At 72.1% G+C, this 25,354-nt stretch carries 22 protein-coding genes and 2 pseudogenes; 8 read left to right on the forward strand and 16 right to left on the reverse strand.

Annotated features, from left to right (window positions below; all coding sequences use genetic code 11):
- Positions 1 to 106: 106 nt before the first annotated feature.
- Complete coding sequence (locus tag KUM38_RS23440) at positions 107 to 787, reverse strand: TetR/AcrR family transcriptional regulator (RefSeq protein WP_217131394.1); 681 nt, start codon at positions 785 to 787, stop codon at positions 107 to 109.
- A gap of 189 nt (positions 788 to 976) precedes the next feature.
- Between KUM38_RS23440 and KUM38_RS23445 the strand changes: the two genes are divergently transcribed.
- Both KUM38_RS23445 and KUM38_RS23450 read left to right on the forward strand, forming a co-directional pair.
- Entirely contained in the window at positions 977 to 1,732 is a 756-nt protein-coding gene (locus KUM38_RS23445; protein ID WP_217131395.1) for an IclR family transcriptional regulator, read from the forward strand.
- Between the two features lie 120 nt (positions 1,733 to 1,852).
- Positions 1,853 to 3,022: a 4-hydroxybenzoate 3-monooxygenase gene (locus KUM38_RS23450; protein ID WP_217131396.1), complete on the forward strand. Its 1,170-nt coding sequence runs from the start codon at positions 1,853 to 1,855 to the stop codon at positions 3,020 to 3,022.
- An 80-nt stretch (positions 3,023 to 3,102) separates the two neighbouring features.
- On the opposite strand, the gene KUM38_RS23455 is transcribed toward KUM38_RS23450, so the two are convergent.
- Positions 3,103 to 4,905 (reverse strand): NAD(P)/FAD-dependent oxidoreductase, encoded by a 1,803-nt coding sequence (locus KUM38_RS23455; protein ID WP_217131397.1) that lies wholly within the window; start codon positions 4,903 to 4,905, stop codon positions 3,103 to 3,105.
- Between the two features lie 159 nt (positions 4,906 to 5,064).
- On the opposite strand from KUM38_RS23455, the gene KUM38_RS23460 reads away from it, so the two are divergent.
- Complete coding sequence (locus KUM38_RS23460) at positions 5,065 to 6,084, forward strand: SMP-30/gluconolactonase/LRE family protein (protein ID WP_217131398.1); 1,020 nt, start codon at positions 5,065 to 5,067, stop codon at positions 6,082 to 6,084.
- Between the two features lie 4 nt (positions 6,085 to 6,088).
- On the opposite strand, the gene KUM38_RS23465 is transcribed toward KUM38_RS23460, so the two are convergent.
- Both KUM38_RS23465 and KUM38_RS23470 read right to left on the reverse strand, forming a co-directional pair.
- Positions 6,089 to 6,673 carry a TetR/AcrR family transcriptional regulator gene (locus tag KUM38_RS23465; protein ID WP_217131399.1) on the reverse strand — a complete coding sequence of 195 codons (585 nt, stop codon included), beginning with the start codon at positions 6,671 to 6,673 and terminating at the stop codon, positions 6,089 to 6,091.
- 44 nt (positions 6,674 to 6,717) lie between these two features.
- Positions 6,718 to 7,356, reverse strand: coding sequence for a TetR/AcrR family transcriptional regulator (locus KUM38_RS23470; RefSeq protein WP_217131400.1), 639 nt, complete (start codon positions 7,354 to 7,356; stop codon positions 6,718 to 6,720).
- On the opposite strand from KUM38_RS23470, the pseudogene KUM38_RS23475 reads away from it, so the two are divergent.
- Positions 7,341 to 7,496: pseudogene (locus KUM38_RS23475) on the forward strand (SDR family oxidoreductase); the annotation flags it as partial. The gene KUM38_RS23470 and the pseudogene KUM38_RS23475 sit on opposite strands and share 16 nt — an antisense overlap.
- Before the next feature lie 13 nt (positions 7,497 to 7,509).
- On the opposite strand, the gene KUM38_RS23480 reads toward KUM38_RS23475, so the two are convergent.
- From KUM38_RS23480 to KUM38_RS23525, 10 genes and pseudogenes are all read right to left on the reverse strand, one after another.
- Positions 7,510 to 8,415, reverse strand: coding sequence for a LysR family transcriptional regulator (locus tag KUM38_RS23480; protein ID WP_217131401.1), 906 nt, complete (start codon positions 8,413 to 8,415; stop codon positions 7,510 to 7,512).
- Between the two features lie 36 nt (positions 8,416 to 8,451).
- A complete protein-coding gene (locus tag KUM38_RS23485) occupies positions 8,452 to 9,651 on the reverse strand; it encodes a glycine C-acetyltransferase (RefSeq protein ID WP_217131402.1) in 1,200 nt (399 codons plus the stop codon).
- A gap of 28 nt (positions 9,652 to 9,679) precedes the next feature.
- Positions 9,680 to 10,708 carry an L-threonine 3-dehydrogenase gene (gene tdh / locus KUM38_RS23490; RefSeq protein ID WP_217131403.1) on the reverse strand — a complete coding sequence of 343 codons (1,029 nt, stop codon included), beginning with the start codon at positions 10,706 to 10,708 and terminating at the stop codon, positions 9,680 to 9,682.
- Between the two features lie 168 nt (positions 10,709 to 10,876).
- Positions 10,877 to 11,452 (reverse strand): GAF domain-containing protein, encoded by a 576-nt coding sequence (locus tag KUM38_RS23495; RefSeq protein WP_217131404.1) that lies wholly within the window; start codon positions 11,450 to 11,452, stop codon positions 10,877 to 10,879.
- A 58-nt stretch (positions 11,453 to 11,510) separates the two neighbouring features.
- Positions 11,511 to 12,140, reverse strand: coding sequence for an ATP/GTP-binding protein (locus KUM38_RS23500; protein ID WP_217131405.1), 630 nt, complete (start codon positions 12,138 to 12,140; stop codon positions 11,511 to 11,513).
- Positions 12,118 to 12,489, reverse strand: coding sequence for a DUF742 domain-containing protein (locus tag KUM38_RS23505; protein WP_142191808.1), 372 nt, complete (start codon positions 12,487 to 12,489; stop codon positions 12,118 to 12,120). Before KUM38_RS23505 ends, KUM38_RS23500 begins: the two co-directional genes overlap by 23 nt.
- Before the next feature lie 2 nt (positions 12,490 to 12,491).
- On the reverse strand, positions 12,492 to 12,926 hold the full coding sequence (locus KUM38_RS23510) for a roadblock/LC7 domain-containing protein (protein ID WP_217131406.1): 435 nt from the start codon (positions 12,924 to 12,926) through the stop codon (positions 12,492 to 12,494).
- Between the two features lie 56 nt (positions 12,927 to 12,982).
- Positions 12,983 to 14,818 (reverse strand): ATP-binding protein, encoded by a 1,836-nt coding sequence (locus KUM38_RS23515; RefSeq protein ID WP_217131407.1) that lies wholly within the window; start codon positions 14,816 to 14,818, stop codon positions 12,983 to 12,985.
- Positions 14,819 to 15,595: 777 nt separating this feature from the next.
- A complete protein-coding gene (locus KUM38_RS23520; RefSeq protein ID WP_217131408.1) occupies positions 15,596 to 16,966 on the reverse strand; it encodes a hypothetical protein in 1,371 nt (456 codons plus the stop codon).
- A gap of 325 nt (positions 16,967 to 17,291) precedes the next feature.
- Positions 17,292 to 17,635, reverse strand: a pseudogene (locus KUM38_RS23525) (MBL fold metallo-hydrolase); the annotation flags it as partial.
- A gap of 98 nt (positions 17,636 to 17,733) precedes the next feature.
- Here KUM38_RS23525 and KUM38_RS23530 point away from each other — a divergent pair.
- A complete protein-coding gene (locus tag KUM38_RS23530; protein ID WP_308409024.1) occupies positions 17,734 to 18,549 on the forward strand; it encodes a methyltransferase domain-containing protein in 816 nt (271 codons plus the stop codon).
- A 174-nt stretch (positions 18,550 to 18,723) separates the two neighbouring features.
- On the opposite strand, the gene KUM38_RS23535 is transcribed toward KUM38_RS23530, so the two are convergent.
- Positions 18,724 to 19,734: a nitronate monooxygenase family protein gene (locus KUM38_RS23535; RefSeq protein WP_217131409.1), complete on the reverse strand. Its 1,011-nt coding sequence runs from the start codon at positions 19,732 to 19,734 to the stop codon at positions 18,724 to 18,726.
- A 250-nt stretch (positions 19,735 to 19,984) separates the two neighbouring features.
- Here KUM38_RS23535 and KUM38_RS23540 point away from each other — a divergent pair, with 250 nt between their 5' ends.
- Together KUM38_RS23540 and KUM38_RS23545 are read left to right on the forward strand one after the other, a co-directional pair.
- Positions 19,985 to 20,767, forward strand: coding sequence for an alpha/beta fold hydrolase (locus KUM38_RS23540; RefSeq protein ID WP_254397614.1), 783 nt, complete (start codon positions 19,985 to 19,987; stop codon positions 20,765 to 20,767).
- A 455-nt stretch (positions 20,768 to 21,222) separates the two neighbouring features.
- The gene (locus KUM38_RS23545; protein WP_217131410.1) at positions 21,223 to 22,401 is read left to right on the forward strand and encodes a low temperature requirement protein A; all 1,179 of its coding nucleotides are present in this window, start codon (positions 21,223 to 21,225) and stop codon (positions 22,399 to 22,401) included.
- Between the two features lie 108 nt (positions 22,402 to 22,509).
- Here the strand turns inward: KUM38_RS23545 and KUM38_RS23550 are convergent, their stop codons facing one another.
- Positions 22,510 to 23,577 carry a ferritin-like protein gene (locus tag KUM38_RS23550; protein ID WP_217131411.1) on the reverse strand — a complete coding sequence of 356 codons (1,068 nt, stop codon included), beginning with the start codon at positions 23,575 to 23,577 and terminating at the stop codon, positions 22,510 to 22,512.
- A 494-nt stretch (positions 23,578 to 24,071) separates the two neighbouring features.
- Between KUM38_RS23550 and ilvC the strand changes: the two genes are divergently transcribed.
- Positions 24,072 to 25,070, forward strand: a complete 999-nt coding sequence (gene ilvC, locus KUM38_RS23555) for a ketol-acid reductoisomerase (protein WP_217131412.1) — start codon at positions 24,072 to 24,074, stop codon at positions 25,068 to 25,070.
- The last annotated feature ends 284 nt before the right edge of the window (positions 25,071 to 25,354 follow it).

Below are 25,354 nucleotides of genomic sequence, written 5' to 3' on the forward strand. Positions count from 1 at the left end.
GGTCACGCGCGGGGCGGGCGCCGGCAGGTGCCGGCACGCTCGTGGGCGCGGAACGGACAGTGGGGGCGGCGGCCGCGGCGGGAGGCCGGGCGGCCGGTGTGAGGACCTACGCGGGAGGTGCCGGGAGACCGGCGGCGAGGAGGGCGAACACCTCCTGGAAGACGTCGAGGAAGGCGGCTTCCTCCTGCCGGGCGCACCAGTGCTCCACACTGGTCCGCACCGCGGTGCCCGCCACCGCGGCCAGCAGCCGCGGGTAGAGGTCGAGCGCACCGCGCCGTTCCTCGTCGGTCGCGGGGGCGGGCGGGGACACGGCTGACGTCGGCCCGCCGGCGCGGATGCGCGCGGCGATGGCCTCGGCCAGTTCGGTCTCGTCCGCCATGTGCGCGCCGAGCGTGCGGACCAGCAGGTGCGGCGAGGCGTGCACCACCTGGGCGTGCAGCCGCCACAGCTCGTGCTGCTGCTCCGCCTCGGCCAGTTCCGCGGCCAGGGCCTCGCGCAGGGCCTGGAGCGGGGAGAGCGCGGCCGGCGCGTCGAGCACGGCCTGCCGCATCCGCGCGCCCGCGTCCGCGTCGATCACGACGAAGGCGTCGTCGCGGGTGTCGAAGTAGTTGAAGAAGGTCCGCACGGACACCCCGGCCGCCGCGCTGATCGCCTCGACGGTGACCTTCTCCGCGCCGTGTTCGGCGGCCAGCCGCACGGCGGCCTCGGCGAGAGCGGCACGCGTCGCCCGCTTCTTCCGCTCCCGCAGCCCGCCCTGCGCGGCACCCTTCTCCGTCATACCTTGCATGCTATGCAAAGATGCACGCCGTGCAAAATTAGCTCCGGTCGGCTCCTGCCCGGCGGGCGGGCCCACCGCGCACGGCGGCGCGCGGGCCGTCTCCGGCACCCTGTGCGAGGAGACACCTGATACTCGGCACGGCGGCAAGCCGGCCGGTCGGCCGCCCGCACGCCGCGGAAGAGCCGGGAGGGACGGACGATGGCGAACTCACGGTCCGGGGAGACGGTCACCGAGCGGATCGTCCGCGTCCTCGAGACGTTCGACACCGACAGGACCGTGCAGACGGCGGCGGAGATCGGACGGCGCGCGAGGCTGCCGTCGTCCACGGCGCACCGGATCGTGGCCGATCTCGTGGAGTGCGGGCTGCTGGAACGGGACGAGGAGCAGCGGGTGCGGCTGGGCATGCGGCTGTGGGAGTTGGCGCTGCGCGGCTCCCACGCCCTGCGCCTGCGGCAGGCGGCCCTGCCGTTCATGGAGCGGGTGCAGGCCCGGGTCCGGGAGCACACCCAGCTCGCGGTGCTGGAGAACGGCGAGACCCTCTTCGTGGAGCGCCTGTCCCATCCGCACGCGGGCGCGAACATCACCCGGATCGCCGGGCGCCTCCCCCTGCACGCCTCGTCGTCGGGGCTGGTGCTGCTCGCCCACGGCCCGGAGGAGCTGCGGGAGCGGGTCCTCGCCGGGCCGCTCGAGGCGGTCTCGCCGGAGACCGTGACCGACCCCGCGCTGCTGCGCCGCGTCCTGGCCGGCGTCCGGCGTGACGGCGTCGTCGTGGCTCCGGGGACGGTCGAGGCCGTCTCCACGGGCGTCGCCGTGCCGGTGCGCGAGGGACGCGGGCGGGTGGTCGCCGCGCTGTCGGTCGTCCTTCCCCGCTCCACGCCGACCGGTCCCGTGGCCGAGGTGCTGCGCTCCGCCGCCGCGGGCATCTCGGCGACGCTCGGCGCGCACCGCCCGTAGACAGCGGTCCGACCGGGGGTCGCGGAGATCCGATTCCCGTTCAATGGGAAGGGCCGTCGTCAACGGGGACGGACCGGCGCCAGACTCCCTCCCACCCCGTCGGCCGTCGAAGGAGACGACATGCCCGTACGCACCCGAGTCGCCGTCATCGGAGCAGGCCCCGCCGGTCTGCTGCTGTCCCATCTGCTCGGCCGCCACGGCATCGAGTCGGTCGTCATCGACTCCCGCAGCCGCGAGGAGATCGAGACCACCATCCGGGCCGGCATCCTGGAGCAGGGCACCGTCGAGATCCTCAGCGAGACGGGGGCCTCGGAGCGGGTCCTCACGGTCGGGCAGAAGCACGAGGGCATAGAGCTGCGCTTCGACGGCGAGGGCCACCGGATCGACTTCGCCGCGGCCGTCGGCCGGGCGGTGTGGCTCTATCCGCAGCACGAGGTGCTGAAGGACCTGGTCGCCGCGCGCCTCGCCGCCGGCCAGGACCTCCGCTTCGGGGTGACCGCCGAGCGCGTGGAGGACGCGGAGACGGACCGGCCGCGCGTCGTGGCCAAGAACGCCGAGGGCGACACCGTGGAGATCGAGGCCGATGTCGTCATCGGCGCGGACGGCTCCCGCAGCGTGGCCCGCGAGGCCGTCACGGGCACGTACGGCGGCTACTTCCGGGAGTACCCGTTCGCCTGGTTCGGCATCCTGTGCGAAGCTCCGCCCAGCGCCGAGGAGCTGATCTACAGCAACTCCCCGGACGGCTTCGCCCTCATCAGCCGGCGCAGCCCCGGTGTGCAGCGCATGTACTTCCAGTGCGACCCGACGACCGACACCGGGGCGTACTCCGAGGAGCAGCTGTGGGAGATCCTGCGGTCGCGCGTCCCCGGCACCACCCTCAACGAGGGCCCGATCTTCCAGCGGGACGTGCTCCGTTTCCGCAGCTTCGTCGCGCACGAGATGCGCCGGGGCCGGGTCGTGCTCGTCGGCGACGCGGCCCACACCGTGCCGCCCACCGGCGCCAAGGGCATGAACCTCGCGGTCGCCGACGTCGTCGTCCTCACCGAGGCGCTGCGCGCGCTGCTGCTCGACGGGGACGCGTCCCTGTTCGACGCCTTCCCCGACACCGCCCGGAAGCGCATCTGGAAGGCGCAGCACTTCTCCTGGTGGATGACGAGCATGCTGCACCTGCAGCCCGGGGCGAGCGACTTCGACCGCATGCGCCAGATCGGCGAGCTGCGCTCGGTCGTCGAGTCCGACGCCGGCCGCGCCTACCTCGCCGAGGGGTACACGGGCCGGCCGCTCGGGTGACCGCCGGGGCGGACGGCGCGCTGGTCGCCGTACGGTCCTGACGCCTGATCGGCCAGCCGCGCCCGTGCGTTCGTCAGGCGTCAGGCGAGCACCTCGTCCATGGACTCCTCCCGCCAGCGGCGCAGGAGTTCGTGGAAGGCGTGGGCGCCGTGCGGATAGGCCGTCGGGCCGCCCGGGCGGCCGAGCCCTTCGCGGTTGTAGTAGCCGGGAGTGCACTCGGCGTGGAACCACTCGTGGTCGGGGGCGCCTTCGGCCATGACGGCGAGCCAGGCGTCCTCCGCCTCGCGGGACGGTTCGACGAGGGCGCCCTTGGCCTCGGCCGCCGCCACGAGGGCGGCGGCGTGCACGGCCTGTTCGTCCAGGACGTGCGTGAAGTTGACGCTGCTGGCGTTCTGCAGGGAACCCATCCGGATCAGGTTCGGGAAGCCGTTGGCGGTGAAGCCGTGCAGGGTGCGGATGCCGTCGCGGGCCCACGCGTCGAGCAGCTGGATCCCTCCCCTGCCGTGGACGGGCAGCTTGCCGGAGCTGACGCCGGAGACGCCGACGGAGAATCCGGTGGCGAAGATCAGGCAGTCGAGCGCGTACGCGGTACCGCCGACCACGACACCGTCCTCGGTGACGCGTTCGATGCCGTGGGTGTCCGCGGTGTCGACCAGGGTGACGTTGCTCCGGTTGAAGGCCGCGTAGTACGTGTCGGAGAAGGTGGGGCGCTTGCAGGCGTACCGGTACCAGGGCTTGAGCGTCTCCGCCGTCGACGGGTCGGTGACCGCCCGGGCGACCCGGGCCCGCACCTCGTTCATCTTCGCCGCGTCGGCGATCTCATAGGCGGCCTCGAAGGCCTCCCGGTCGGCCGGGCGACGGAAGCTCGGCAGCAGCTTCTCCAGCAGGCCCGCCGACGACGTCCAGCCGTCCGCCACGAGGTCCTCGTCGAACGTCTCGCCCGAGACGACGCGCAGGAAGTTCTCCCGGCGTGCGCGGGCCCAGCCCTCGCGGTCCGCGCCGACGTCCCCGGCCGTGGTGCGGCGATTGGCGCGCACGTCCACCGTGGAGGGGGTGCGCTGGAAGACGTGGACGTGCCCGGCGTCCTCGGCCAGCATCGGGATGACCTGCACACCGGTGGCGCCGGTGCCGACGACGCCCACGCGCTTGTCCGCGAGCCCGGTCAGGCCGCCCCGCGGGGTGCCGCCGGTGTAGGCGTAGTCCCAGCGGGACGTGTGGAAGGTGTGCCCCTTGAAGTCCTGGATGCCGGGTATCCCGGGCAGTTTCGGCTCGGTCATCGTTCCGGTGCTGGTGACGACGTACCTCGCCCGGAACCTGTCGCCGCGGTCGGTGGCCACGATCCAGGTGCGGGAGCTCTCCTCCCAGGTCAGCGCGGTGACGGTGGTGGAGAACAGGGCGTCCGCGTACAGGTCGTACTGGCGCGCGATCCGCATCGCGTGCTGCCGGATCTCCTCGCCCGGGGAGTACTTCCACTCCGGTACGTATCCGGTCTCGTCCAGCATCGGCAGGTACACGTGGGACTCGATGTCGCAGTGGATGCCCGGGTACCGGTTCCAGTACCAGGTGCCGCCGAAGTCACCGCCCTTGTCGAGGATCCGGACGCGCGCCACGCCCCGCTGCCGCAGCCGCGCCCCGGCGAGGAGGCCGCCGAAACCGCCGCCGACGACGGCGACGTCGACGGTGTCGCGCAGCGGCTCGCGCCCGGCCGGCTCGCCCGCGTACGGGTCGGCGGCGTAGAAGCCGAACTCGGCGTCGGCGCCGAGGTACTGGCGGAGGCCGTCGGGCCGTACGCGCCGCTCGCGTTCGTGGCGGTAGCGCCGCCGCAGCGCGGCGAGCTCGTCGGGGGCCGGCGTGTGAGGGGACGTCGTGTGGAGGGACGTCATGTGGGGGGACCTCGCTTCTCTCCGTCTGCTCTCGGAGCCGGACGACCACGAACCGCCGTGGGAACGAACGGCCTCGGCGCACCGTAGCAACAACCGGACAGTGTTGTCCGGTTAGGGTTCGGGGGCACGTCGACCTTCGGACAGGAAGAAGTGACACCCATGCGACGACTCCGGAACCGATCCCTTGCCGTGCTGGCCGCGCTCGGCGCGCTGGCCCTGACCGGATGCGGCGGCGACCGGCACGCTCCCGGCGACGGGGCGGCCCGCACCGCCGCGGGCCGGACCGTCACCGCCCACCAGCTCATGCGGCTGACCTCGGTCCACGAGGAGACCGGAATGACCCTGCTGGAGGGCCCGGTGTTCGGCGAGGACGGCGAGCTGACCGTCGTCGACGTCACCGCGCCCGCCGGGGAGCCGAAGGTGCTGCGCGTCGATGTCCGGAAGAAGACGGCGCGGAAGGTCTTCACGGACGACCGGGGCGCCTACACCTCGGCCCAGTTCAGCCCGTACGACGGACGGCTCTACCTGTCCGACTTCGCGCACGGCGAGATCGTCTCCCTGGCCCCCGACGGGAGCGACCGGCGCACCTTCTTCACCGGTGAGGTCGACGGCGCGCGGATGCGGCCCGACGACATCGCCTTCGACCGGGACGGCAACCTGTACGTCAGCGACTCCCTCGGCCTGTCCGAGGGCGAGGCGCGCGGACGTGTGGTGCGCGTCGGCCGGGACGGCGGGGACGTCACCGTCCTGGCCGACGGTCTCGCCGCGACGAACGGCATCTCGTTCGACGTGGACTACCGCGGGCTGTGGATCAGCGAGCTGACGGAGAACCGGATCTCCTACCTCCCCGTCGGGGCACGGGCCGGGGTGACCGGCCGGCACACGGCCGTCCGCGTCGACGGCGGCGTCGCCCAGACCGACTCCCTCGCCGTGGACGCGGACGGCAACCTGTACCAGGCGCTGCACGGCCGGCCCGCGATGGCCGTCTACGACCGGTACGGCGAACGCCTCGCGACGGTGCGGGTGCCGGCCCGCGCCGAGGGACTCGAGTCGGCGACCAATGTGGCGATCACCCCCGGCGGGACCAGGGCGTACATGACCGTCAGCGGACCCGCCGGCGGGTACCTGTACACCTTCGACGCGCTCGCGGAGGGCATCCGGCAGTCCAACGGCGGCTGAGCGCTCAGCCCTCGAAGGGCCGCACCGGCCCCACCGTGACGCCGAGCAGCCGCCAGGCCGCCAGCGCCCGATGTTCCCGCGTCCCGGGCGTGGGGCCGGTGACGGCGCCGGAGACCATGGCGACGGCCAGCATCAGGTCGTCCGTCAGGCGGTGGCCGTCCGGCAGGCACCCGCGCAGGGCGCGCTCGACCCGCTCGGACAGGTCCCGGGCGTACGCGTGGGCGGGGAAGCGACCGCTCACCCCGTCGGCGTGGAGGAGGCCGATGAAGGCCGCCGACTGCGCCAGGTGCCAGGTCAGCACCCCCAGCACCCCGCCCGCGGTCGCGCCCTCGGCGGCGGCCGCCTGCTCGATCTGGCGCACGTTCTCCTCCAGGACCGCCGCCGCGACGGCGTCCCGGTCGGGGAAGTGCCGGTACAGCACGCCCTGCCCGACACCGGCCCGGCGCGCGATCGCGGACAGCGGGGCGTCCAGACCGTGCGCCGCGTAGACCTCCCGGGCGGCGGCGACCAGGGCGGCCCGGTTGCCGGCGGCGGCCCTCGGCCCCCGGTTCGCGGGCCTCCGCCCGTCCGGCGTGGCGTGCTCGGTCATCCGGACAGGGTAGCGGGAAGCCACCGCCGTCCCGCCGCGCGGCCCTAGCCGATCCCCTCCGCGGCGACGGCGAGCGCCCGGCGCAGGGTCGCCTCCAGCCCGGCCCCGGCCGCTTCGCGTCCGCCCCGCGTGTGAGCGCCGCGCCAGGCGTGGTGCTCGACGGCCGCGCGCAGGGCCGCGTTGGACATCGCCGCACGGATCGTCACGTCCAGGTCGTCGGCCGGCAGCCCGGCCCGCTCGGCCAGGGCGCGGGCGAACGCCGGCTCGGCCTCGTCGTAGGTCTGGAGCCAGACGGCGCGCAGTCCGGGTTCGGTCCGGGTGAGCCGGACCAGGGCGCCGACGGTGTCCTGGTCCGGCCCGCCGGCGACGCCGGCCCCCGCCGCGAGCCACCGGTCCATGGCCTCGTCCAGAGGCTGCCCGGACGGCCATTCCCGCAGGAAGACGGCGATGGTGTCGATGCCTTCCGAGAACAGCGGCGTCACACAGCTCTCCTTGCTCGGGAAGTAGCGCCACACGGTGCGCGCCGACAGGCCGACGGCCCGGCCGATCTGTTCGCCGGTCGTGGACGCGACGCCCTGGGTGACGAACAGTTCCACGGCCGCGCGGGCGATCTCCCGGCGGATCTCGGCCCTGCGCGCCTCGGTCAGGGGCGGTCGTCCCGTGCGGCCACGGCCCCGCGACACTCGGCCCCCACTTCGTCAACCTCGGCCGCCTGGCCCGGCCCGAGGAACAGGCCGCGGCCATCCTGTTCCTCGCCTCGGACGCGGCCGGCAACATCAACGGGGCGATCCTGCCGGTGGACGACGGCTGGTCGGCGGTCTGACCACCGCGCCGGCCTACGCCTCTCCGGCCGCCGCGCGGAGGGCGTCGAGGACCGGGCGGATCAGCGGGTGTCCCTCGGCGCCGCGGCGCACGGCTGCGAAGACGCGGCGGGTCGGGGCCACCCCGTCGACCGGGCGGACGACCACACCCGTGAGGTCCGTGCCGCGTAGCGCCGAGCGGGGCACCAGGGCGACGCCGACGTCCGCCGAGGCGAGGGCGACCACCGCGCGGAAGTCGTCCGAGGAGTGCTCCAGACGGGGCTGGAACCCGGCGCTCTCGCAGGCCAGCACGACCACGTCGTGGCACGGGTTGCCGGGGTACGGGCCGATCCACGGGTCCTTGGCCAGCTCGGCGAGCGGCACCTCGGCGGTGTCGGCCAGGCGGTGGGTGACCGGGACGACCGCGTCGAAGGGCTCGGCGTACAGCGGTACGTGGGTCAGCCGCGGGTCGTCGGCGGACGGCGCCCCGCGGTACTCGACCGCCACGGCGACGTCGACCTGCCGGTCGAGGACCATCAGGAGACTGGCGTCCCCCTCGACGTCCTGGACCCGGATGCGGATGCCGGGCGCCGATCCGGCGAGGCGGGCCACCGCGGGCGCGACGACCTGGGCGATCCCGGTGGCGAAGGCGGCGACCGTGACGGTCCCGGCCTCCCCCGACCCGTAGGCGGCCAGTTCGGCCTCGGCCCGCTCCAGCTGGGCGAGGACCGCGTTGGTGTGGCCGAGCAGGATCTCGCCGGCCGGGGTGAGCCGTACGCCCTTGGCGCCGCGCTCGACGAGACGGTGGCCGGTCTCCTGCTCGAGGGCGGCGAGCTGCTGGGAGACGGCCGAGGGGGTCAGATACAGCGCGGCGGCCGCCGCCGTGACCGTGCGGTGGTCCGCCACCGCACGGAGGATGTGGAGCCGCCGCGCCTCGATCATGCAAGCGATTGTCTCAAATCGTTCGGTGTGCTCCGCTCAGGCGTCGAGCTCCGCCCGCGCCGCCACGAAGGCGTCCACCGCGCGGTTCACGTCCTCGGTGGAGTGGGCGGCGGACAGCTGGACGCGGATGCGGGCCTGGCCCTGCGGCACCACCGGGTAGGAGAAGCCGATCACGTACACCCCGCGCTCCAGCAGCAGCTCCGCCAGGCGTCCCGCGCGGGCGGCGTCGCCGATCATCACCGGGGCGATGGCGTGGTCTCCGGGGAGGACGTCGAAGCCCTCCTCGGTCATCCGGCGGCGGAACAGGGCGGTGTTCTCGGCCAGCCGGACGCGCAGGTCGTCGGCCGACTCCAGCAGGTCGAGGACCTTCAGGGAGGCGGCGGCGATCACCGGCGCGAGCGTGTTGGAGAACAGGTACGGGCGGGAACGCTGGCGCAGCAGGGCGACGATCTCCGCACGGGCGGCGACGTAGCCGCCGGAGGCGCCGCCGAGCGCCTTGCCGAGGGTGCCGGTGATGATGTCGACGCGGTCCATGACGCCGTGCAGTTCGGGCGTGCCGCGCCCGCCGGGGCCGACGAAGCCGACGGCGTGCGAGTCGTCGACCATGACCATGGCGCCGTGCCGGTCGGCGAGGTCGCAGATCTCGTCCAGCGGGGCCACGTAGCCGTCCATGGAGAAGACGCCGTCGGTGACGATCAGCGTGCGGCGCGCGCCGCCCTCCGCCGCCTCCTTGAGTTGGCGCTCCAGGTCGGCCATGTCGCGGTTGGCGTAGCGGAAGCGGCGGGCCTTGGAGAGCCGGATGCCGTCGATGATCGACGCGTGGTTCAGCGCGTCGGAGATCACCGCGTCCTCCGGGCCGAGCAGCGTCTCGAAGACACCGCCGTTGGCGTCGAAGCAGGAGGAGTAGAGGATCGTGTCCTCCTGGCCGAGGAACGCCGACAGCCGGGCCTCGAGCTCCTTGTGCACCTCCTGGGTGCCGCAGATGAAGCGCACGGACGCCATGCCGTAGCCCCAGCGGTCCAGGGCCTCGTGGGCGGCGGCGACCACCTCGGGGTGGTCGGCGAGGCCGAGGTAGTTGTTGGCGCAGAAGTTGAGGACCTCACCGGGACGGCCGCCGGCGGTGACGTTCACGGTGGCGGACTGGGGGGTGCCGATGACGCGCTCGGGCTTGTGCAGTCCGGCGGCGCGGATCTCGTCGAGGGTGGCGCGCAGGTCGTCGCGCACGGAGTCGAACATCGTGGAAGCTCCTAGAGAGGCAGATGACTTACGCGGTCCAGTCGAGGATGACCTTGCCGCCCTTGCCGCCGGCCGCGTCCTCGAAGGCGGCGTCGAAGTCGCGGTAGTCGTAGCGGCCGGTGATCACGGGGGCGAGGTCCAGGCCGCCCTCCAGCAGCACCGACATGGCGTACCAGGTCTCGAACATCTCACGGCCGTAGATGCCCTTGATGGTGATCATCGAGGTGACGACGCGGGCCCAGTCGACGGGGAACTCCTCGGCCGGCAGGCCGAGCATCGCGATCCGGCCGCCGTGCGTCATGTTGGCGATCATGTCCCGCATCGCCTCGGGGCGGCCGGACATCTCCAGGCCGACGTCGAAGCCCTCGCGCAGGCCGAGGATGTGCTGCCCGTCGGCGATGGTCGACTCGGCGACGTTCAGCGCCAGGGTCGCCCCGATCTTGCGGGCGAGTTCCAGGCGCTCCTCGCTGACGTCGGTGATCACGACGTTGCGGGCGCCCGCGTGCCGGGCGACGGCGGCGGCCATCAGACCGATCGGTCCCGCGCCCGTGATGAGGACGTCCTCACCGACGAGCGGGAAGGACAGGGCGGTGTGGACGGCGTTGCCGAACGGGTCGAAGATCGCGGCGACGTCGAGGTCGACGGGGACCCGGTGCACCCAGACGTTGGTGGCGGGGAGCACCACGTACTCGGCGAAGGCGCCGTCGCGTCCGACGCCGAGGCCGACCGTGGCCCGGCACAGGTGACGGCGGCCGGCCAGGCAGTTGCGGCACTTGCCGCACACCAGGTGGCCCTCGCCGCTGACCCGGTCACCGGTCTTGATGTCGGTGACGTCCCCGCCGGTCTCCACGACCTCGCCGACGAACTCGTGCCCGAGGACCAGCGGGGTGCTGATCGTCTGCCGCGCCCAGCCGTCCCAGGACCGGATGTGCAGGTCGGTGCCGCAGATACCGGTGCGCAGCACCTTGATCAGCACGTCGCCGGGTCCGACGGCGGGCTCCGGGACGTCCGCGAGCCACAGCCCGGGCTCCGCCTTCTGCTTGACCAGCGCCTTCAACGCTACGGCTCCTGAGAGTGAGTCCCCGGCCCCGGGCACGCCGAAGCGGCCCGGTCCGGGAAGAGGAGTGGAATCGCACTGCAATCTGCCGTACGCCACCCTCACCGGTCCATCGAGGTTTTCTTAAGCGTGGCCACAGCTTTCCTTCACACCGTCACCCGTCCGGCCTCACAGCGGCAGCCCGTCCTCCTCCCGGCGCTCCAGCCGTACGACGAGATCCGCGGCCCGCTCCTTGATGGCGGCGAGCCCCGGCTGCCCCCAGGCACGCGGCTGGATGTCGGTGACCGACACGGTGCCGAGCACCATGCCGGTGCTGTCGATGAGCGGCGCGCCCAGGTAGGAGCGGATGCCGAACTCGTCCACCACCGGGTTGCCCGCGAACCGCGGGTAGTCGCTCACGTCCTCCAGGACCAGCGCCTTGCGCCGGGCCACCACATGGGGGCAGAAGCCGTGGTCGCGGGGCAGCACCCGGCCCAGCAGGGCGCCGGTGCCGTCGCTCCGCACGACCGGCGCGACGGGCGGGGTGTGCAGGCCCGCGAAGAACTGCCCGTTCTCACCGGGCAGGTTGACCATGGCGTACGGCGCTCCGGTGAGCTCGGCGAGGCCGTACGCGAAGGCGTCGAGCGCGGGCTCGGGGCGCTCCCCCAGTCCCAGCAGGCGCAGCCGGCGGGCGCGCTCCGGGGCCTCCTTGTCCTCGGGGGTGAGCAGCAGACGACCAGCCGGGCGGGGCGGGTCGTAGCTCATGGGCGGGCTCCCGGGTTGTGGAGGAAGGTCATATATGGGCTCCGAGGGTGTGCGGGGATCACATGTGGGCGCCATACCCCGTCGCGGCGGCCGGGGTGTGGGCGATGAGGTGGCGGACCAGGGTCAGCAGGGTCTGGACGCCGGAGCTGGAGATACGGGCGTCGCAGCGGACGACGGGGATCTCCGCGGGGAGGTCGAGGGCGGCGCGCACCTCCTCGGGGTCGTAGCGGAAGGCACCGTCGAACTCGTTGACGGCGATGATGAATCCGAGACCGCGCTGCTCGAAGAAGTCGACCGCCGCGAAGCACTCCGCCAGGCGCCGGGTGTCGGCGAGGATGACCGCGCCGAGCGCGCCCTCGCAGAGCTCGTCCCACATGAACCAGAACCGTTCCTGGCCGGGAGTGCCGAACAGGTACAGCACGTGTTCCGCGTCGAGGGTGATGCGGCCGAAGTCCATGGCCACGGTCGTCTCGACCTTGTTCTCGATGCCGTCGAGGTTGTCGGTGCCGGCACTGACCGTGGTGAGGAGCTCCTCCGTGCTGAGGGGCGCGATCTCGCTGACCGCGCCGACGAAGGTCGTCTTGCCCACGCCGAACCCGCCCGCCACCAGGATCTTGAGTGCGGTGGGGAACGGGTCGTCGCCGTGGTCCGCGCCGTCGGCGTGGTCAGAGCTGTCGTCGTAGTCCATCGAGCACTGCCTCCAGAAGGGCCCGGTCCGTCGGGTTGTGGTGGAACGCGGGGGGCTTGTCGGTCAGCGCCCCGCATTCGACGAGGTCCGCCAGCAGCACCTTGGTGACGGCCACCGGCAGCCTGAGATGGGCGGCGACCTCGGCGACCGGGACGGGGGCGCGGCACAGGTCGAGGGCCTGTGCGTGCTCGGGGCCGAGATAGCCGAGGGGGGTGGCGCCGGTGGCTCTGACCTGCGACATGAGGTCGAGGGCTACGGTGGGACGGGTGCGGCCGTTGCTGACCGTGAAGGGGCGCACCAGCCGTCCGGCCGCGTCGTCGAGCCAGGGCCCGTCACCGGCTGCCGTCACGCTCAAGGCCTCATCGCCGGCGGTTCGACGCCCTGCTGGCGGGGAGCGGTCATCAGGTACGGCCGTACGGACTTGACCAGCATCGCCATCTCGTAGCCGAGCACCGCCGCGTCGGCCTCGCGGCCGGCCATGACGGCGAGGCAGGTGCCGGAGCCGGCGGTGGTGACGAACAGCAGTGTCGAGTCGAGCTCGACGACGACCTGGCGGACGTCGCCGCCGTCGCCGAAGCGGATGCCGGCGCTGCGGCCGAGGGAGTACAGGCCGGAGGCCAGGGCGGCCATGTGGTCGGCGGCGTCCGGGTCGAGTCCGTGCACGGACTTCACCAGTCCGTCGCAGGACAGCAGTACGGCGCTGTTGGTGTGCGGTACGCGTTGCACGAGGCCGCTCATCAGCCAGTCGAGGTCGGATACCTGGACGGTCGGCGCATCGCTCGCCATGGTGGATCGACTCCTTGGGGTACGAAGGTCTGCGGGAGCACTGAGGGTGGTGCCGGTCATCCGGCGGGGGCGCTCCCGTCGTGCCGGGCGGGGTGGTCGGTGGGGGGTACTGGTACGGCGGGCCGCGGTGCGGCGGGGGGCTCCTGCCGGGACTCCGCGAGGCTGACGCCGCGTTGGAAGGCGGCCATCAGGTTGGGGTCGTGCCCGGCGACGTACTCGGTGTCCTGGCGGGGAGCGGGGCCGTCGCGGAGCTGCGGGGCGATGTGCTCCTGGGCGCGGCGGCGGGGCAGCCGGGGTTTGCCCATGGTGCCGCGCACCGTGCCGCCGCGCGGGGCGAGGGACGTGGTCCCGTGGTCCGTGAGGGCGTCCCGGTCTCCGTGGTGGGTGCCTGGTACGGCCTCGGTGGGGTGGGGGCGCACCTCACGGGCACCGCGCAGGGGCAGTGGCGGGGCGAGCGTGTCGCCGGAGGGAGACGGGGCCGGGGTGTGGGGGCGCGGGGGCACGGGCGTGAGGGGGACGACGGGTGCGGGCGGCGCGTCCACGGGAGTCGGTACGGACGACGTGTGACGGGCCGTCGGGACGGCGCCGGTGCCGGTGTCGTACGGCTGCGGTGCCGCGCCCGGCCCGCCGGCGGCTCCGGACCCCGTGCCGAGCAGTGCCTGCGGCACCACGAGCACGGCCTGGACCCCGCCGTAGATGTTGTTCTGGAGCCGGACGTGGATGCCGTGCCGCTTGGCGAGCTGGGAGACCACGAACAGGCCGATCCGGCCGTCGGCCAGCAGGCTGGCGACATGTACCTGGTCGGGGTCGGTGAGCAGCGCGTTCATCCGGTCCTGCTCGCCGACGGGCATGCCGAGTCCGCGGTCCTCGACCTCGACGGCGAGCCCGGAGGTGACGAGGCTGGCCCGCAGCAGCACCTGGGTGTGCGGGGCCGAGAACACCGTGGCGTTCTCGACGAGTTCGGCGAGCAGGTGGATGACGTCGGCGACGGCGTGCCCGCGCAGGGTGCCGTCGACCGGCGGCACGAGCTTGACCCGTGAGTACTGTTCGACCTCGGCGATCGCCGAGCGCAGCACCTCGGTCATGGGGACCGGGTTGCTCCACTGCCGCCGGGAGACGGCCCCGCCGAGCACGGCGAGGTTCTCGGCGTGGCGGCGGATGCGGGTGGCGAGGTGGTCGACGTGGAAGAGCCCCTTGAGCAGGTCGGGGTCCTCCATCTCGTTCTCCAGCTCGTCGAGGATGGAGATCTCGCGGTGCACCAGGGACTGCAGGCGCCGGGCGAGGTTGACGAACACCTCGAGCTTCTGTTCGCTGCCGGTCTGGCTGGAGAGCTGGGACGCCTGCACGACGGCCTGGACGGCCCCGTCGTGCGCGCGGGTGAGGTCGGCGGCGAGCAGGTCGAAGTCGGCGTCGTCGTCGAGGGCGTCGGCCTGTTCGCCCCGCCGCTCACGTGGGGGCGGGGCGTCGCCGCGGCGCAGCGTCTCGACCAGGGCGCGCAGGTCGGCCTCGTGCCGGGCGGTGCTCCGGCGCAGCGCGCCGATGCGGTCGTGCACGGACCGGGCGGCGCGGTCGGCGGCCACGGCGGCGATGACGACGCCGGCGCACGTCACCGAGGTGGCGCCGCCCAGGACGGCCCACAGGGTGAGGCTCGGCCGGACCCCGGTGGAGCGGACGGTGAAGAGCACGGCCGCGCAGGCGCTGAGGGCCACCGCCACGGGCGGGAGCACGGCGAGACGCAGCAGTTGGGGCCGTATCGGTGTCTCGGGCAGCGCGGGAGCGGTCCGCGAGGGCGGCCGACCGTGCCGCCCGCCCTCGCGGCGGTCCGCCGGACCGGCCCGGCGGGCCCGGGCGTCGGCGGGGTGCGCATCGCTGCGATCCGGCTCGCGGGCCACGACCGTGGTGCCGACGGTGCCCCGCGCTCCGGCCGGACCCGGGACGCCGGCCGGGCCCGGGCGTCGGGGCCCTTCGCCCCGTCCGCTCCCTCGTCCGCCTTGTGGCTGCACGTACCGGTCCCCGCTCCCTGATCCGACTGTTGGACGCGGCCCCTGACGCAGAAGCGCCCTACGACATGAGGTGCCGCGGTGCCGCCCGACCGACACTCACCGTAGTCGCCACCGCATCATGTGCGGTGGGCAGTTGACAAACTCATGCGGACAGCATCGCGCTCTGGTATGAGGCTTCGTACGACAGACCGATAACCCTCTCGAGCGAGGGATCGCGAATAAGCAAAGAGCGATCGAGGCTGGTCACAAGCGGTCGCCGCGGATCCGTGAGGATGAAGGGCACCCGGTGGCCGGAATCACGCCGGAACACCTTCACCCCGCCCGGAGCCGACAGGTCGGACGCTTCCGGCCACCGCCGAGGCACCTTGCCCCTTCGGCCAGAACATCACTCACCGTAACGTCCCGGCCGGGACAGGGAGGCGTCCACCGCCGAGGCGGTGTGCGGGGCGAGGGCGGGCTCTCCCTGGGCCGGCAGGAGGCCGTCGTCGTCGTACGGCAGGTCGGGACGGGCCCGGACGCCTTCGCCGGCAGGCGGTGTTCCTCATCGCGCCACGACTCGTACACCGGCGGGTCGTTGTCCAGCCGCGCGCCGAACGGCACCTGCCGCCCTGTGAAACGCGGGTTCGGAGCAGCCGCCCGGGCGGCTGCTCCGAACCCGCGGGCCGGTCAGTTGACGGCCAGGACCGCCGTGTTGTTCGTGAGGTCCGGGTCGAAGTCGAAGGGGTACTCGCCGAACTCGCCGTACGGCGGGTGGATGCTCACGGCACCGGTCGCGCCGGGCACCACGGTGTCGACGCGCACGGAGAACGCGAACGTGCGCCGGGTGTCCTCCAGCACCCAGTACCGCAGGTCGCAGTCGTAGCGCGGGGCGCCCGTCTGCTTCGGGTGGTAGCCGCCGTCGCGGGTGCGCGGGGAGCAGCCGGACGGCACACCGGTGACCGTGGTGCCCTCGGGCACGACCAGCCGGACCTCGGCGACCGGGTCGCCGGAGCCGAGGTTGCCGAGCCAGGCCGGTCCGTTGTTCTTGAACGTGAGCTCGGCCGTGACCGTCTCGCCCGCCGCGCCGGAGACGGTGTCACCGGTCACGGAGAAGTCCGCGGTGTTCTCCGCGCCGATCTGGAGGACCGTGTAGTCGTTGTAGGAGTCGATGTCCTGGGCACCGCCGCCCGGCTCGACGTCGATGTCGAGCCGCTCGCTCAGCGCGTGCGGGGCGAGTCGCACCGTCAGCGGCTCGGGCAGCTCGAAGGACTCGCCCGGCGCCAGCACCTGATCGAACGTGCAGATCGCCTTGTTCGACGGTGCGTAGTCGTTGCCGTCCGTCGTGGTGTAGGCGCAGGCGTCGTACCGGGTCAGGTCCGTCAGGCCGTACGAGGCGTACAGCTTGACGGTGAACCCGTTCGCGCTCTCGTTGCCGTTGTTGGTGACCCTGAACGGGATCGTCCGCTCGTCGCCGGGCAGACCGTCCTCGATGTCGGCGACGGGGCCGATGGCGAGATCGGGTCCGGCGCCGACGGTGAGCGTGGTGTCGAAGCTGTCGTGCGGCGCGGTGAGCGTCCCGTCGGGGCCACCGGTGGCCGTCGCCCCGTAGGTGATCCTGCCCTGCGCGCCGGCTTCGGCGCCGTCGGCCGCGCGCACCGTCAGGAACACCTGGTCCTCGTAGTCGCCCCCGATCGCGGGGACCACGGGGATGTCGCACACCGCGCCGGCGCCGCTCGGCGTGCAGTTGTCGGACCAGGTCACCTCGGCGACCCCGGCGAGGTCGGAGACGTCGATGGTGAGCCTGCCGTCGGTCACCGTGAAGTTGTCGTTGTCGTGGTAGATGCCGACGCCGAGGGTGCGGGACTGCGGCTGACCGCCGTCGGTGCCGGTCGGCAGCGTCTGCTCGTACGGCGTGTTGATCCACAGCTGGTCGGTCTGCGGCGGGTCGTCGGCGGCGGACGCGGGCGCGGCGAGGCCGGCCGTCAGCAGACCGGCCGCCACCGCCACGGCGGCGCCGGATCTGAGACGTACCGGGCGTCCGGCAGATAACAGGCTCATCGTTACCCCCCAAGGGTGTGGTAAGGCGACTGGCGCGCCAGGAGCCCCGGCGCACCGAAAGGATCATCACACGGCGGGAAAGCCCGGCGCGCCCCGGTTTCCGGCCCCGTCGGAGAACACGTGGAGGAGTGCTTCCAGACGGCGGAGCAGGAGTACGGCCCGGACGACCACCGGGTTCGCCGCTGTCCCGGCCGGCACCGCTCCATGACCGCCCCGTCCAAGGCCCGCATCACACGGTCGCGCCTTTCGGACGTAAGGTGCTCCGGCCTCCGGGCCGTCTCCCCGAACTCGTCCCCGACCGACGTCACCGCTCACCGCTCACCGCTCACCGCTCACCGGCGAGGTCGAGATCACCCTGCTCGTCCCGGCCACACCCTCAGCGCCCCTCGGACGCCGCCACGGACGCGCGATCGGACCGGACACCGCCCGCCACCACGCCTCCACCGGCAGCCTCCCCGCCGGCTCGAACGGCTCACCCGGCCGCGGGAACGCCACCGCCTGCCCCGCCTCCCCGGCCACGTCCTTCATCCACTCCCCCGGCTCCGCCCACGCGTGCGGCGCCAGGTTGAAGGTGCCCCAGTGGATGGGCAGCAGCACGCCGGCCGCGTCACCGCCCTGCAGGTCGAGATGGGCCCGGACGCCTTCCTCGGGCGTCATGTGGATGCCGGGCAACATGACGCCCTGGCAGGCGCCAGGAAACCAGGAGTCGTCGAACGACGTCGGCATGGCTGCGGCCGGTAGGGCTGCGGGGCCGGAATCCTGGACGCGTGCAAGAGCAGCAGCGGTACGACGTGTGGTCGGCCGGGGCCGCCTACGAGCGGTACATGGGCCGCTGGAGCCGCCGCGTCGCCGAGCGGTTCGGCGCCTGGCTCGGCGCCGCCGACGGTCTGCGCTGGCTGGACGTGGGCTGCGGTGCGGGCGGCCTGACGACCGTGGTGGTCGCCCGCTGCCGACCCCGCGCGGTGGTGGGAATCGACCGGTCGGAGGGGTTCGTCGCCCAAGCGCGGGCGTCCGCCTCCTCGCCCGCGCACTTCGTCGTGGCCGACGCGATGGCGCTGCCCGTACGCGACGAGGCGTGCGACGTGGTCGCCAGCGGCCTGGTCCTGAACTTCCTGCCCTCCCCCGCCGCGGCGGTCGCCCGGATGGCGCGGGTGACCCGGCCGGGTGGCCTGGTCGCCGCGTACGTGTGGGACTACGCCGAAGGCATGGGCTTCCTGCGACGTTTCTGGGACGCCGCCGTCGAGGTGGACCCGGCCGCGGCCCCGCTGGACGAGGGCCGCCGGTTCCCGGTCTGCCGCCCGGAGGCGTTGCGCGCGGTCTGGGCCGGGGCGGGACTCGCGGACGTGTCCGTCGTCCCGATCGAGGTGCCCACGGTCTTCACCGACTTCGCCGACCTGTGGGACCCCTTCCGGGCGGGCCAGGGTCCCGCGCCGGGTTATCTCGCCGCCCTCGCCCCGGCCCACCGGGAGCGGGTACGAGACGCACTGAGCGCGAAAGTTCCCCGGGAGGCGGACGGCTCCGTCGCGCTCACGGCCCTGGCCTGGGCGGTACGAGGCCGCAGGAGCGACCGGGCTGCCCCGTAGTGCTTCGTCATGTCGGGTGATCTCGGCCTGGTAGGGGGCATCGTCCGGGTACGAGGTCGGGGGAGGTGGAGCCGCTTCGGTGTCAGTTGTCGGAGTGCGTTGCCGAGGTGTTCGGCTCGTCGCCTCGGCGGGATCAGCGGGCTCGGGTCGGCATCCTGCTGCGAGACGCCGGCGTCAGCCGTTCCCACCGGGTTCATCCGCGCCGTTCTTCGCCGGCGCCAGGTCGGCGAGAGCGCGTAGCGTCGCCTCTGCCTCGGTGATCAGCCGGTGGACGAGTTCGGCGGCCGGGGCGATGTCGCGGACGAGGCCGGCGGTCTGGCCCGTCAGCGGGATCAGTTCGTGCGCCGTACCGTCGCGCATCGACGTCATCACCTCGCTGCGCAACGCCTCGGCCCGGTCGGCGGCCGCTTCGGGGTCGGCGTTCCCCTCCTCGACGAACCGGGTGCGCAGCGACCGGGGGACGGTCATGTACCCACCCTCGGTCGGCGGGGGCAGGATGTGCTCGACGAACGCCACTTTGACAGCGTCCTGACTAGCGGCGGAGACGATGGCTGCCTTCCAGTCGTCGCTGACCCCGCATTCGGCCGAGGCCAGGAATCGGGTGCCGATGTTCACGCCCTGCGCCCCCAGGGCCAGTGCCGCGGCGATGCCCCGCCCGTCGGCGACGCCGCCGGAGGCGAGTACCGGCAGCGGCCGGACGGCGTCGACGACCTGCGGTACCAGCGCCATTGTGCTGACATCGCCGCAGAACCCGCCGGCTTCGGTGCCCTGCGCGCTGATCACGTCGACGCCGGCCTCGGCCGCGCGCACCGCCTGCTCGACCGTCGTCACCTGCTGCAGAAAGATCGCGCCGGCATCGTGGACGCGGGTCACCAGGTCATCCGGCTCGCCGAGCGCGAGGGAGAACACCGGTGGGGACTCGGCGATCACCGCGTCGAAGACCTCGGGGTCGAACGGCCGCCGGGTCATGTTCAGCGCGAACGGCCGGTCGGTGAGATCGCGCAGCCGACGCACGTCGTCACGGACCTGCGCCGGCGTGCGCAGCGTGGTGGGGACGCTGCCCAGCGCCCCGGCGTCGCTGACCGCCGCGGCAAGCCGCATGCTCTGCTGCCAGGGCCCTCCGAGCGGCCCTTGCACGATCGGCACCTCGATGCCCAGTACTCCGCACACCGGTGTCCGCAGCATCGCGCCTCCATCCCGCAGGACCCGAGACAGGGATCGTCCGGACATCAATCCTAGGCGTGACGGTTCCCGGCCACCTGTCGAACCGTACGGACGGAGACCTCATCGGTGCTGGAGGGTTTGCCTTCCGGGTCATGCCGGGTCCTGGTCCCGGCGCCTGGAACCTCGAGCCGAGGCAGAGTGCGGGACAGACCACCGACGCGTGCTTCCGTGCACGGGTGCGCGTCCTGGACCGTCCCCCTACGATGCGGATATGCCGGACTTGGAACTGGCGTCGCGGCGACTCGGCAGCGGGCCGCCCCTGATGGTCGTCCTCCAACTCGACCGGGACGGCTGGGCGCCCGTCCTGGAGCGTCTCGCCCGCGAGCACGAGGTGGTGGCCGTCGACCTCCCGGGCTTCGGTGACAGCCCCTCGCTCCCCGAAGGGACCACGCCCACCGTCGAGGCGCTGGCCGCCGCCGTCGCCGAGTGGCTCCCCGGTGCCGACCTCACCCGCCCGCCCGTCGTGGGGAACTCCCTCGGTGGGGCCGTCGCCCTGGAACTGGCCCGCAGCGGCGCGGTCGGCAGCGCCGTTACGCTGTCCCCCATCGGGCTGTGGACCCGCCCCGAGGCCGCCTACGCTCTCGGTTCGCTCCGCGTCGCCCGCACGATGGCACGAGCCTGCGCCGAACGCCCCCACTGGATCGCCGGACACCCGGTCGGGCGCACCGTGGCCTTCTGGCAGCTCGCCGCCCGGCCCTGGCGGATCCCGGAGGCGGCGGCCGCCGGCGCGCTGCGCAACCTGGCCCGCTCTCCCGGCTTCGAGCCGACGCAGCGCGCTGTGCGCGCCTACCGGCTGCGGGCCTTCACCCCTGAGGTCCCGGTCACGGTCGGCTGGGGCACACGGGACCTGATGACCCCACCCCACCAGGCACTCAGGGCAGCACGACTGCTGCCGGGCGCCCGGCACGTCTCGCTCAGGGGCTGCGGGCACTCACCGATGTCCGACGACCCCGAGCGGGTCGCCCGGGTGGTGCTCGACACCGTCAGCGGCTGACTTGGCAAAGGGCACCGGGCTGCCAGGGGGCGGCAGCGTCCAGGCAGGGCTGTCCAAGTCCTGCCGCCTGGGCAGCCCTCTCCTGCAGGCTCAGCGCCTCACCACGCGTGTTCGGACGACGAACGCCTCAACCTGAGGTTGGAAAGGGTTCAGTCTCCGGGGACGGCAGGGTCCGTTCCCTGATGGTGCGCGGTGCTTCACAAGGGCTGTCACCGATTGCCACCGGATCTGGTCGTAGTCAGTGGCGATGCAAGGTGAGGGGCCGGCCGTGGTCACTGCGAACAACGTCTCACCGCAACAATGTGGCGCAAGGCCGGCAAACCAGGTTCGTTCTCGCCCGCGAAGGCCTCCGTCACCGCACCCGAAGAGTCGAGGCACAGTGCCTCCGGGCGCCTGGTGACTGCCCTTGCCACTTGTCGCCTCTGACACCGCTTCGACCTTGAGATCAGGACGTGATGAATCAGTCACCGTACGCGCACAGCGCTTGGTACCGGCCGATGCTCGCCCGCCACGCCGGCGAGGATCACCGCACAGCCAGTGCCCTGGAACTGTTCTTCGACCTCTGCTTCGTCGCCGCCGTGGCCCAGGCGTCCTCGGCATTCGAGCACGAGGTGGCAGCCGGCCGTTCGCTTCACGGTCTACTCGGTTACGCACTCGTGTTCTTCGCGATCTGGTGGGCATGGATGAACTTCACCTGGTTCGCCTCCGCATACGACACGGACGACGTTCCCTATCGTCTCCTGACCTTGGTCCAGATCACGGGGGCTCTGTTCGTGGCAGCGGGCGCCGCAGAGGCCCTGGAGCACGGAGACTTCACGGTCATCACCTGGGGCTATGTCGTCATGCGGCTGGCCATGGTCACTCAATGGCTGCGTGCCGCGTACACGGACCGGGAGCGCCGAAGGTCGGCGCTGAGATACGCCCTGGGCATCTTCGTCCTGCAGATGGGCTGGCTGGTCCGTCTGTTCCTGCCGCACGACGGAGGCATCGCCTCCTTCGCTCTCCTCGCCCTGGGTGAACTCGCTGTGCCGGTCTGGGCCGAACGCGCCGTTGGCACCACGTGGCACCCGCAGCACATAGCCGAGCGCTATGGACTGTTCACTCTGATCGTGCTCGGCGAGTCCATCATGGCCGCCAGCCTGGCCGTCCGCACCGCCTTGGACACGCACAAGGAGCTCGGTCCGGTCCTGGCCATCGCGCTGGGCGGACTCCTGACCGTCTTCGCGCTCTGGTGGCTGTACTTCGCCCAGGATGCACCGCGTCGCCTCAGAACCCAGTCCACAGCCATGTTGTGGGGCTACGGGCACTACGTGGTGTTCGCCGCTGCGGCTGCGGTGGGAGCGGCGCTGGCGGTCAACGTCGCCCACGTCACCGACCATGGGGTTCTTACCGACGTCCAAGCCGCCGCGACGTACACCGTGCCTGTCGCCCTCTTCATCGTCTGTGTGTGGCTGCTGCACCGGCGGGCCGCCGCACGGCCGTCCGCCAGAGCCGACGTCCTCTCCCCGGTCGCGGCTCTCGCCGTACTCGCCACTACTTTCACGACGTTCGCTGTACTGTGCACCGGTGTCATCGCCTCGCTGTTGATCGGTGCGCACTTGGTCGCAGCCCGGCGCGCGACCCACGAATCCTGACCGGACCGCGCCGACACCGGCACTCGAACACCCGCAGGGTGCCGGTCTGTGTCGGTGCGGTGACCGGAGGAGCCGCGGCGGCCCGTCCGCATCGGGCTCACGCCCGTCTTACCCGCGATCTTCGGGTGCGACGTAGTCGAAGGTCGGGCCCGCGGCCAGTGCGTCGTCGTCCTGGAGAGCCATCAGGCTCTGCGCCTGCCCCTTGATCGCGTACATCGTGCCCACCGATATGCCCAGCATCGCCGGATTGCCGTTGAACGCCTGCTCCAACTGCTGCAGCATCTTGCAGTACGTCTTGTTGAACGCTTCCTGCGCGATGCGGATCGCGCTGCCTTCGGGGTGATCGTCCAGCCGCGGGTTGGGGCGCAGCGGGCGGACTCCGGCGGGCTCCACGGTCACCACGTCTCCGGTGGGGCCGGACTCAGGCGTGTCACCGGGCTGGTAACGCCGGCCCAGCGCGAGTTCCTTGAACCGGTAGTAGTGGGAGACCGCCTTGGTCTCGGGGTGGAACAAGTCGATGTCCCCGTCCCAGACGTCGGCGCGGGCCGCGCCCTCCCCCTGCTCGACGATCTCCTTCAACGCCGCGAGTGCCGAACTGAGGTCGGTGACCGGGCTGAGACGGCCCGCGGTGTGGGCGAACGGGCCACCGGCGACCTGACGGGTGGGGTCCCCGGTGAAGACCTGGTCTTCCCCCAACTCGATGGACAGGCGCCGCAGACCCTTCTCGATCGCGTCGTAGAACTGCCCGATGGTCTCGTAGTTGTCACCCTCCGCCGCGTCCCCCGGATGCGCCGGCTGTTCGAGACGGAGGAACATCTTGAGGGCCTCCTGCCCGAACGGGAGCAGGGCCAACTCGATGGAGGGGTCCGCGTGCGGCATGACGCGGGGGTAGGGAAGCAGCAGGTGCGGCGCGTCGAGGCGGGGCTGTCCGCCTACCGCGTTGAGCAGGTTCGCGGCCAGGGCGAGGTGAATCATCTCCTCGACGAAGACACCCCCGATGAGCTGTGCGGCGTCCGCGTTCCGCTCGGGGTCGAGGGAGTAGAGAGCCGTGAGGTAGGGCGGGAGGGTGGCATGTTCCACTTCGATGGCCCACTGCAGGTGCCTGCGCAGGTCTTCCAAGCTCTCGATGCCTGTCGCAGACGGGCCGGCAGAGGTGTCGAAACGGTTTTCAGGCATGGGGCTGGGCTCTCTTTCGATGTCCTGGGCGCAGGGGAGGCGAACCTGAGGCAGCCGATGGTCGCGCGGCGGTGTCGTCACCTTGAGGACTGACCTGTTCGCACGCCGCCACAGGGTGAGCAGGCGCCTTGCGGTCACACCTTTGACAGGGCAAACACAACATCTGTGACACTCGGGTTCACCCCCGCATGCCGATGACGGACCGGGATCGCGCCTTCCCGTACGTGAGATCCCAGCGCCTCGGCGCACGGCCTGTACCGTCGGACCGTCATCCAGATGCCCCGTCAGTGCAGTTGGGTGTGAGATAGTGTTTTGGCCTATCGGCCAGTGTTGACCCACCACTCGTTCGCGTCTTCACATCCCAGCGGGACGAGTGTGCCGTCCCCCTGGTCTCCTGTGTCTGCTTTCCACACTCTCCGGAGGCGCAGTGCTCACTTTCAGCCCGCCCTCGACGACCATGGTGCCCGGAGAGTTATCCACGAGAGGTGAGTCCCATGGCTGAGTTGTTCTACGACGCCGACGCCGACCTGTCCATCATCCAGGGCCGCAAGGTCGCGGTCATCGGTTACGGCAGCCAGGGCCACGCCCACGCCCTGTCGCTCCGTGACTCGGGTGTCGACGTCCGTGTCGGTCTGCACGAGGGCTCCAAGTCCAAAGCCAAGGCCGAGGAGCAGGGCCTGCGCGTGGTGAGCCCGTCCGAGGCCGCCGCCGAGGCCGACGTCATCATGATCCTGGTCCCGGACCCGATCCAGGCCGAGGTCTACGAGAAGCACATCAAGGACAATCTGAAGGACGGCGACGCGCTGTTCTTCGGCCACGGCCTGAACATCCGCTACGGCTTCATCAAGCCCCCGGCCGGCGTGGACGTCTGCATGGTCGCCCCCAAGGGCCCGGGCCACCTGGTGCGCCGTCAGTACGAGGAGGGCCGCGGCGTTCCCTGTCTCGTGGCCGTCGAGCAGGACGCCACGGGCAACGGCTTCGCGCTGGCCCTGTCGTACGCGAAGGGCATCGGCGGCACCCGCGCCGGCGTCATCAGGACGACCTTCACCGAGGAGACCGAGACCGACCTCTTCGGTGAGCAGGCCGTCCTCGCCGGTGGTGTCACTGCCTTGGTCAAGGCGGGCTTCGAGACGCTGACCGAGGCCGGTTACCAGCCGGAGATCGCCTACTTCGAGTGCCTGCACGAGCTGAAGCTGATCGTGGACCTCATGTACGAGGGCGGCCTGGAGAAGATGCGCTGGTCGATCTCCGAGACCGCCGAGTGGGGCGACTACGTCACCGGTCCGCGGATCATCACCGACGCCACCAAGGCCGAGATGAAGAAGGTCCTCGCCGAGATCCAGGACGGCACCTTCGCCAAGAACTGGATGGACGAGTACCACGGCGGCCTGAAGAAGTACAACGAGTACAAGAAGCAGGACTCCGAGCACCTGCTGGAGACCACCGGCAAGGAGCTGCGCAAGCTCATGAGCTGGGTCGACGAGGAGGCGTGAGCGTGGGTCGGGCGGTGGCCGACATCGTCGGCGTGACCACCGGCTGTCGGTTCGCCGACTGACCGCCCTTGCGTGAAGGGTCTGCCGCTGGAGTGCCGCCTCCGTCCGGTTCGGTTCGGACGGAGGCGGCACGGTACGGGGAGAGGGACGGCGGGGACTTGAGTCCTTCTCCCCGGACTTGGGGAGGGCTGGTGCTCAGCCCATCTCCTCCAGCGACTTGCCCTTCGTCTCCTTGACGAACTTCAGGACGAACGGGATGGAGAGCGCGGCGAAGAGCGTGTAGA

It is taken from the genome of Streptomyces sp. AC558_RSS880 (assembly GCF_019049255.1).
Lineage (GTDB): Bacteria > Actinomycetota > Actinomycetes > Streptomycetales > Streptomycetaceae > Streptomyces.

Bases quoted from the DNA above. Each gene is read 5' to 3' on its own strand.
- KUM38_RS23440 (WP_217131394.1), bottom strand. From the start codon at position 787: ATGCAAGGTATGACGGAGAAGGGTGCCGCGCAGGGCGGGCTGCGGGAG.
- KUM38_RS23445 (WP_217131395.1), top strand. From the start codon at position 977: ATGGCGAACTCACGGTCCGGGGAGACGGTCACCGAGCGGATCGTCCGC.
- KUM38_RS23450 (WP_217131396.1), top strand. From the start codon at position 1,853: ATGCCCGTACGCACCCGAGTCGCCGTCATCGGAGCAGGCCCCGCCGGT.
- KUM38_RS23455 (WP_217131397.1), bottom strand. From the start codon at position 4,905: ATGACGTCCCTCCACACGACGTCCCCTCACACGCCGGCCCCCGACGAG.
- KUM38_RS23460 (WP_217131398.1), top strand. From the start codon at position 5,065: ATGCGACGACTCCGGAACCGATCCCTTGCCGTGCTGGCCGCGCTCGGC.
- KUM38_RS23465 (WP_217131399.1), bottom strand. From the start codon at position 6,673: ATGACCGAGCACGCCACGCCGGACGGGCGGAGGCCCGCGAACCGGGGG.
- KUM38_RS23480 (WP_217131401.1), bottom strand. From the start codon at position 8,415: ATGATCGAGGCGCGGCGGCTCCACATCCTCCGTGCGGTGGCGGACCAC.
- KUM38_RS23485 (WP_217131402.1), bottom strand. From the start codon at position 9,651: ATGTTCGACTCCGTGCGCGACGACCTGCGCGCCACCCTCGACGAGATC.
- KUM38_RS23495 (WP_217131404.1), bottom strand. From the start codon at position 11,452: ATGAGCTACGACCCGCCCCGCCCGGCTGGTCGTCTGCTGCTCACCCCC.
- KUM38_RS23500 (WP_217131405.1), bottom strand. From the start codon at position 12,140: ATGGACTACGACGACAGCTCTGACCACGCCGACGGCGCGGACCACGGC.
- KUM38_RS23510 (WP_217131406.1), bottom strand. From the start codon at position 12,926: ATGGCGAGCGATGCGCCGACCGTCCAGGTATCCGACCTCGACTGGCTG.
- KUM38_RS23520 (WP_217131408.1), bottom strand. From the start codon at position 16,966: ATGAGCCTGTTATCTGCCGGACGCCCGGTACGTCTCAGATCCGGCGCC.
- KUM38_RS23535 (WP_217131409.1), bottom strand. From the start codon at position 19,734: ATGCTGCGGACACCGGTGTGCGGAGTACTGGGCATCGAGGTGCCGATC.
- KUM38_RS23540 (WP_254397614.1), top strand. From the start codon at position 19,985: ATGCCGGACTTGGAACTGGCGTCGCGGCGACTCGGCAGCGGGCCGCCC.
- KUM38_RS23545 (WP_217131410.1), top strand. From the start codon at position 21,223: ATGAATCAGTCACCGTACGCGCACAGCGCTTGGTACCGGCCGATGCTC.
- KUM38_RS23550 (WP_217131411.1), bottom strand. From the start codon at position 23,577: ATGCCTGAAAACCGTTTCGACACCTCTGCCGGCCCGTCTGCGACAGGC.
- ilvC (WP_217131412.1), top strand. From the start codon at position 24,072: ATGGCTGAGTTGTTCTACGACGCCGACGCCGACCTGTCCATCATCCAG.